The organism is Corallococcus llansteffanensis, assembly GCF_003612055.1.
GTDB classification, from domain to species: Bacteria; Myxococcota; Myxococcia; order Myxococcales; family Myxococcaceae; genus Corallococcus; species Corallococcus llansteffanensis.
In genome coordinates this window covers 1-6,817 of the sequence record NZ_RAWB01000537.1, presented here as the reverse complement: position 1 = coordinate 6,817, position 6,817 = coordinate 1, and the positions used below count along the sequence as shown (strand labels likewise).

At 72.4% G+C, this 6,817-nt stretch carries 7 protein-coding genes; 2 read left to right on the top strand and 5 right to left on the bottom strand.

From position 1 onward, the window contains the following. Positions 1–147: 147 nt before the first annotated feature. The 3 genes from D7V93_RS34355 to D7V93_RS34345 form a co-directional block, all read right to left on the bottom strand. The gene (locus tag D7V93_RS34355; protein WP_120647394.1) at positions 148–990 is read right to left on the bottom strand and encodes a zf-HC2 domain-containing protein; all 843 of its coding nucleotides are present in this window, start codon (positions 988–990) and stop codon (positions 148–150) included. 156 nt (positions 991–1,146) lie between these two features. Continuing rightward, positions 1,147–1,626, bottom strand: a complete 480-nt coding sequence (locus tag D7V93_RS34350; protein WP_120647393.1) for an anti-sigma factor family protein — start codon at positions 1,624–1,626, stop codon at positions 1,147–1,149. Then, positions 1,623–2,204: an RNA polymerase sigma factor gene (locus D7V93_RS34345; RefSeq protein WP_120647392.1), complete on the bottom strand. Its 582-nt coding sequence runs from the start codon at positions 2,202–2,204 to the stop codon at positions 1,623–1,625. Before D7V93_RS34345 ends, D7V93_RS34350 begins: the two co-directional genes overlap by 4 nt. 428 nt (positions 2,205–2,632) lie before the next feature. On the opposite strand from D7V93_RS34345, the gene D7V93_RS34340 reads away from it, so the two are divergent. Together D7V93_RS34340 and D7V93_RS34335 are read left to right on the top strand one after the other, a co-directional pair. Beyond that, positions 2,633–3,181 carry a hypothetical protein gene (locus D7V93_RS34340; protein WP_120647396.1) on the top strand — a complete coding sequence of 183 codons (549 nt, stop codon included), beginning with the start codon at positions 2,633–2,635 and terminating at the stop codon, positions 3,179–3,181. Then, positions 3,178–3,771, top strand: a complete 594-nt coding sequence (locus D7V93_RS34335) for a tRNA-uridine aminocarboxypropyltransferase (protein ID WP_120647391.1) — start codon at positions 3,178–3,180, stop codon at positions 3,769–3,771. Before D7V93_RS34340 ends, D7V93_RS34335 begins: the two co-directional genes overlap by 4 nt. 19 nt (positions 3,772–3,790) lie before the next feature. Here D7V93_RS34335 and D7V93_RS34330 read toward each other — a convergent pair whose 3' ends face one another. Both D7V93_RS34330 and D7V93_RS34325 read right to left on the bottom strand, forming a co-directional pair. Then, entirely contained in the window at positions 3,791–5,221 is a 1,431-nt protein-coding gene (locus D7V93_RS34330; RefSeq protein WP_120647390.1) for a protein-disulfide reductase DsbD family protein, read from the bottom strand. Between the two features lie 55 nt (positions 5,222–5,276). Beyond that, positions 5,277–6,815, bottom strand: a complete 1,539-nt coding sequence (locus D7V93_RS34325) for an SPFH domain-containing protein (protein ID WP_372338382.1) — start codon at positions 6,813–6,815, stop codon at positions 5,277–5,279. Positions 6,816–6,817: the final 2 nt, after the last annotated feature.

Sequence of the window (6,817 nt, the reverse complement as noted above, 5' to 3'; positions counted from 1 at the left end):
CGTTGGAACCGGGCGCCCACATCGCGCCGTCCCCCTGGCCCCACGCTTCGATGCGGTACATCGCGGCCCCCCTGGGTGCGGTGCTTCCTACGCGTTTCGATAATTAGACGCCGACCGGAAGATTCCTTGGCTCCGCCGGGTACCAATTCATCGGATTCCCCCCATCCGCAGCGCGCGGGCCCGGATTCCGGCCTCTTCGCTCCATCCCGGCTCCCCCCGTTGGGCCACCGCGTCGAAGGCCTCCGCCGCCTCGCGCGGAAGGCCCAGCGCCCGGAGCACCAGCGCCCGGTTCCACAGGGCCTGGGGATGGTCCGGTGCTTGACGCAGCACGCCGTCCAGCAGGCCCAGCGCGCCCTTCAGGTCTCCCTCCGCCATCGCCACCACCGCCCGGTCGCTGTCCCGGTCCGCGGACGGCGCGCTGCGTGACAGGAAGTCCGCGGCCTGCCGCAGCTCGCCGTGCACGAGGTAGGCGGCCGCGATGCCGTGCAGGTCCCCGCGCTCCTCCAGCTCCGCCAGCGCTCGCAGGGGCACCCGGGTCCCGGCCTGGACCCCCCCATCCTCCGGCGCCGCCGTCCTGGAGGGGACATAGGGGAGGTACTGGTCCGCGGCGGGGTAGGCGATGCGGGCCTCCAGCCCGCGCACCACCGCGCCGGCCCGCCACGCGTCCACGGACCGGAAGTGCACCGTGGGCAGGGTCGCGGCGAGCGCTCCCAGCCCCATCGCAAGCACGGCCCCCAGCGCCTGGCCCCGCCAGCCCCGGAGCCACGTGAAGCGCGCCTGGTGACGGGACTCGTCCGGAGGGGCGGGGGCATCGTTGTGTGGCACCGCGCCATAGAGGGCCTGGACGCTGAGCATCTCCAGTTGCATGGCGTCATGCAGACCACTGGCGCACGCGCGGCAGAGAGCCAGGTGGAGCCGGAAACGCTCCTCGTCACCCGACTCCAGCTCGCCATCCACGAACCGGTAGAGCTTCTTGCACCAGAGATCCATCGCGCGTCACAGCCCGTGGTCGAGCTTCCGCCTCCCGTCCCTGTCGAACGCGAACGGAATGAATCCTTGGCCGTGTTCCTCCAGGGAAGAACGGGCCCTGCCCGCCCGCCTGCCCGGCGAGGGGAGCGGGACAGGCGGGGTCGCGTCCGGCCCGGGTCAGCGGCGCGGACGGGGGCGCAGCACGGCCGCACCGGAGCGGCCGGCGCGCGGGCAGGGCCAGCGGGGGGCCCTGACGGCTTCCACCGCTTCGCCCTCCGAGTACCAGGGGCAGCAGGACGCGCAGCCCGGGCAGCGGCGGCGGTAGCGGCGCGCGCCCTGGTGCCAGGAGCGCCCCTCCTGGTGCTCGGGAGGTGGAACGGGCGCGGCGGCGGTGGGGGCATCCCCGGGCCAGTTCTCCGGCACGTCCTCGTGCCACGACCCTGGCAGTCGCTCGCGCGCCTGTCGGGCGGACACCCAGCGCTCGCTCTCCTCCGCGTCCTCCAGCGCGAGCCGCGCCAGCACCTCCAGTTGCAGCAGGTCATGGAAGCGCGTGGCGCACGCTTCGCAGCCGGCCAGGTGGCCGCGGATCCGTCGCTGGTCGTCCTCGGGCAGCTCCCCGTCCAGGAAGGGCCGCAGGTCCTCACACGCGGGGCTCATCGTTCCCTCTCCTGGCGGCGGCGTTCCGCGGTGTCGTGGAGCATGGCCTTGAGGCGGCGGCGGGCGTGGAAGAGCCACGTGCCCACCGTTCCCGCGCTGGGGGTGTTCATCCGCCGGGCGATCTCCGCATGGCGCAGGCCGCGCGCATGCAGCTCGAACGCCTGACGCAGCTTCTCGTTGAGCCGGGCCACCGCCTGGCGCAACTCGTCCTCCGTGACGCACTCCCACTGCTCGGGCTCCGGCGAGTCCTCCGGATCCTCGAAGAGCATGTGCACGTTGTGTAGATCCACCCTCCGGTCCGTCTCCGCGCCCTGGCGCCGGCACTGGTCCAGGAAGCGGTTGTGCAGCACGCGCACCAGCCACGCGCGGCGCGCCGGCTCCGGCCAGCGTTTGAGGCGCTCCCATTGCAACAACGCCCGGAGCAGCACGTCCTGCACCAGGTCGTCGCAATCACTTGCACCCCGGCCGCAGACATTGCGCGCGATGGCGACCAGCACCGGCTGATGGCGGATCGCGAACGCGGCGAATTCCCCTCCCGAGCCTTCCCGGACAGGGGGCTCCTCCCTCCCTGGCACCATGCGACCGCCTCCCTTCCCTCAGAGAACGCAGAGGGTCGGATTCTTTTTCTTCTCACCGATGCGACAGGCGCCAGGACGCTTCATCCGGCCGCGCGTCTGCCAGTGCGATTGGAACACTTCAAGCAGACGCCAATTCGTTGCATGGAATAGACAGACATCCGCGAGTTCCGGGTTCCCGGGTTCAATGTCTCTCCATGGGTGTGGGGTGCCTCCGGGTGTTTCAGGCCCCGCCGGGGGGCGTGGACCCCTTCCAGCATGCACCAGGGGGATTGCGGGCCCCGGATGTTTTTCGCGCCCTTCCCTCCGCGCCGGGATTCCAGGTTCCAGGATTCCCCGCTCCCGGAAGCCCCCCAGGACCGAAACTCCCCGAAACTCCCCCTTGCGTGCCTGGGGAGTCCTTTGGTCCTCTTGGGCACCGCCGTATGCCCATGGAAACCGCCGCCGACAGCCGAGAGTACCGCGTGGTCTTCTTCTGCCCTGCGTCGAACGCCCGGCTCGAGCGGCTGGAGGTCCCCGTGCGCCGCCTGCTGTCGCGCATCCAGGCGCCTCCGGCGGAGCTGGCCCCGCTGACGGAGGCCGGGGCGCTGACGGAGGCCGGGTGGCAGGTGTACCTGGTGCGCTCGCTCACGGAGCGGTCCGCGGCGCAGGCCATGGCCGCCTACATCAGCGAGGCCACGTGCGCGCTGGCCGCGGAGGTGGACGCGGAGGTGCTGGGCCTCTACGTGGACGTGTCGGGGGACTCGGCGCGCATCTGTCGCTGTGGCCCGGAGGACGGGCCGGAGACCTTCGCCGGACGCCGGCAGGCCGCGCTGCACCGCACCTCCGAGTGGCTGGAGGTCGCGCCCGCGAGCCTGTCCGCCCTCTTCCAGCTGGATCCGCCGGACGCGGAGTACGAACCGGACGCGGATGACCGCTTCGTCGAGGAGAAGCTGCGGGAGGCGCGGACCCTGATGGAGCGCTACCGCACGGCGAAATGAGGTCGAGCACCCCGGAGGACCTCGCGGGTCGCTGTGAGCGGTGCTACCTGCCCACCGCGTGGTGCCTGTGCGCCGAGGTGCCCGTCGTGCCCACGCGCACGGAGCTGCTCGTCATCCGGCACAACAAGGAGGCGCAGAAGAGCACCAACACCGCGCGCATCGCGGCGCTGGCCCTGCCCCGCTGCCGCATCGTCTCCTATGGCGCGCCCGGTCAGCCCTTCGATGCGTCGGTGCTGGACGACGGGTTGGACACGTGGCTGCTGTTCCCCGACGCGCCGGAGGCGGAGGGCCCGCTGCCCCAGCGGCTGGTCGTCATCGACGGGAGCTGGGCACAGGCGCGGCGCATGGTGCAGCGCGTCCCCGGCCTGCGGCGGTTGCCGGGACTGAGGCTGCCTCCGCCAGCGCCGGACTCCCGCCGCCTGCGCCGTCCGCCGCATCCGGACGGGATGTCCACGCTGGAGGCCATGGCCGGCGCGCTCGCGCGACTGGAGGGCGAGGACGTGGCCCGGCCGCTGCTCGCGCTGCACGAGGTGATGATCCAGCGCGTGCTGGGCAGCCGCGGGCGGCTGGGCTGGGTGGACTACCTCTGAGCGGCGGCGGCGCGTGCGCCTACTGCACGACCTTGCGCATCTCCGCCGCGAAGGGCACGGGCTCCAGGAAGCCCGTCACGCGCGGCTTCGTCAGCACCGTGCCGTCCGGATTCACGAAGGCCACGGTGGGCAGCCCCTCCACGCCCAGCTTCTCCATCAGCGCGTCGAGCGCGTCCTCGCTGTTCGTCGCGTCGATCTTGACGGTGAGGAAGCGCCCGGACTCCGCCTGGGTGATGACCTCCTGGGACGGGTAGGTCTCCCGGTCCAGCTCCTTGCAGGCCGCGCACCAGTCCGCGAAGAAGTCGATGAGCACCGGGCGCCCTTCGGCCTTCGCGCTCGCGAGCACCTGGTCGAGCTGCCGCGCGTCAAACGTGGCCGTCTTCGGCGGCATCACGTGGTGCCACTGCCAGGCCGGCGCGCGCGGGGGCTGCGCGAGGCCCAGGCGCACCCACAGCGCGCCCGTGGGCTTCGCGTCCAGCGCGCCGCCGCGCACCACCAGCGCGCCCACCACCAGCACCACGCCCAGCGCCTTGAAGCCGAAGTCGCGTGCGCCTTCCTTGAACGAGCGGTGCACCGCGCCCGCGAGCACGCCCAGGGCCGTCAGCACCGCGGCGATGAGCGCCCCGGGCACCTGCCCCACCTCATTGCCCAGCCCCTTCACCGTGTCGCGCGCCCAGGGGAAGGCGTCCTTCAGGTACGAGAACGCGAGCGCCACCAGCATGATGCCCAGCACGCTCTTCACCCACTCCATCCACACGCCGCCGCGCGGCAGCCGCACCGTGAAGACGCCGATGAGGAAGAACGGCACGCCGATGCCCAGCGCGTAGATGAACAGGAGCGTCGCGCCCAGCGTCACGTTGGCGGACTTCGCCACGAAGGCCAGCAGGCCCGTGAGCACCGGCCCGGTGCACGGCGCCGCCAGGAACCCGGACACGCTGCCCATGAGGAACGCGCCCGCGAAGCCCGAGCCGCCCACGCCCGTCAGCTTCGTCTGCAGCGACGACGGCAGCGCCAGTTCGAACGCGCCGAACATGGACGACGCCAGCAGCAGCAGGAACAGCGCCAGCACCGTCACCACCACCGGGCTGCCCAGCATGGAGCCGAACGCCTGCCCCGTCTTCGCCGCCAGGATGCCCAGCGCGCTGAACACCACGCCCATGCCCACGATGTACGACGTCGTCAGGGCCAGCGAACGGCCGCGCCCCTCCGCCTTGCGTGCGCCGAACACCGACACGGTGATGGGGATGAGCGGGTACACGCACGGCGTCAGCGCGGTGAGCAGGCCGCCGGCGAACACCACCCCGGCCCCCCAGAGCAGGCTGCCGGACTCCAGGAACTTCGACGCGTCCAGCCCGGCGCTCGGGCCCGTGGGCAGCACCCACGGCACCACGGCCACCGCCAGGCCCGCCACCACCGCGACCGCCGCCGCCGTCAGCTTCATTCCGTTCATGCGTGCCTGGCTCCCGCGCGAGGGCCCCTTCTATATGCGGAGCCCGGCGGTGCGGCTACTCCACCGGCATGACCTGGGGGTTGCCGGGCACCTTCAGCCCGGCGGAGCGCGCCAGCCCCATGACGCCCTCCACCGCGGCGGCGATGTAGCCAAAGGGGTTCGCTCCATCCACCGCCGTCACGTGCACCTCCCCCATCTTCTGCTGGAAGGCCGCCGCCACCTGGGGGAGCTGCCGCGCCAGGGTCAACTGGATGACCTCCGGGCTCACCGTGTTCTCGATGTCACGAAGCTCCCGCGCCCGCTCCATCTCCAGCCCCTGCTGCGCCCGGGTGCGGCGCAGCTCCAGCTCCGTGATGCTGGCCTCCGCCTCCGCGACGGACTGCTTCGCCAGCAGCACCTGGAGCCGGGCGGCCAGCTGCTCGGCCTCCTGCCGGGCCTCCGCGAGCCGCAGCTCATGCTGCGCGGCCTCCGCCTGCTGCTGCCGGCGCAGGCGCTCCAATTCCACCTGCGCCTTCGCGGACTCCGCCTGGTGCTCCAGCCGCAGGCGCTCCAGCTCCCCCTGAGCGCGGTTGAGCGCGAACTGGCGCTCCCCGGCGAGCTGCGCCTCCGCGAGCCGGCCCTTCGCGGCCAGCCCCTCCAGGCGGGCCTTCTCCTCGGAGGCCTGCGTCTGGATGCGCACCTCCTCCTGCGCGGCCAGCTTCGCGAGCGCCACCTCGCGCTCCACCGCCGTCTTCTCCTGCTGGGCCTGCCGCTCCTGCGCGAGCTGGGTGCCCGCGAGGCGCGCCTCCACCGCGAGCTGCTCCAGCCGCGCCTGCTCCTCGGTGGCCTGCGAGCGCTGGCGCACCTCCTCCCGCGCCGCGAGCTTCTGGAGGTTGAGCACGCGCTCGCCCTCCGTCTCCTCGCGCCGCACGAAGCGCTCCTTCGCGAGCTCCGCCTCACGCGCCTGCCGCTCCTGCTCACGGCGGAAGCGGGCCTGCATGTGCTCGAAGACGGACGCGGACAGCACGCGCACGTCCTGGATTTCAATCGTGTCCAGGAGCACGCCCCAGCCCTTGTCGGTGCGGTCCTCCATCCGGCCCTGCCCGGCGAGCACCGGCGCGATTTCGCGCATCAGCTCCGCGGCGATGCCCTCCTTGCGCCGCGTGAGGCACTCCTCCACGGAGAGGTTGGCCACGAGCCTGCGCGCCGCGCCCACGAACATCTCCCGCAGCAGCTCCGCCAGCTTCTCCTGCGCCCGCTCCGGGTAGCTGAAGTTGAGCATCCGGAAGGCCACCAGCGGATCCGCGATGCGGTACACCGCGAGCCCCGTCACCGCCACGCCCACCTTCTCGCTCGTCACCTGATCCGCGGTGAACTGCAGCCGCTGGATGCTGGTGGGCACGATGGCCACCGAGTCCCCGGGCAGCTTGAAGCAGCTCGCCCCCTGGCCGCTCACCTCGCGCACGCGCCCCCGGCGCATGTGGATGAGGAACTCGCTGGGCCGCGCGGTGATGAGCCCCCAGCCCTTCACCTTGTCGGGGTCCTCCGCGGGCTTCCCCGCCCGCCACCCGTCCGAGTAGCGGGGACGCTCCAGGCCTCCCTCCAGCCGGACCAGGG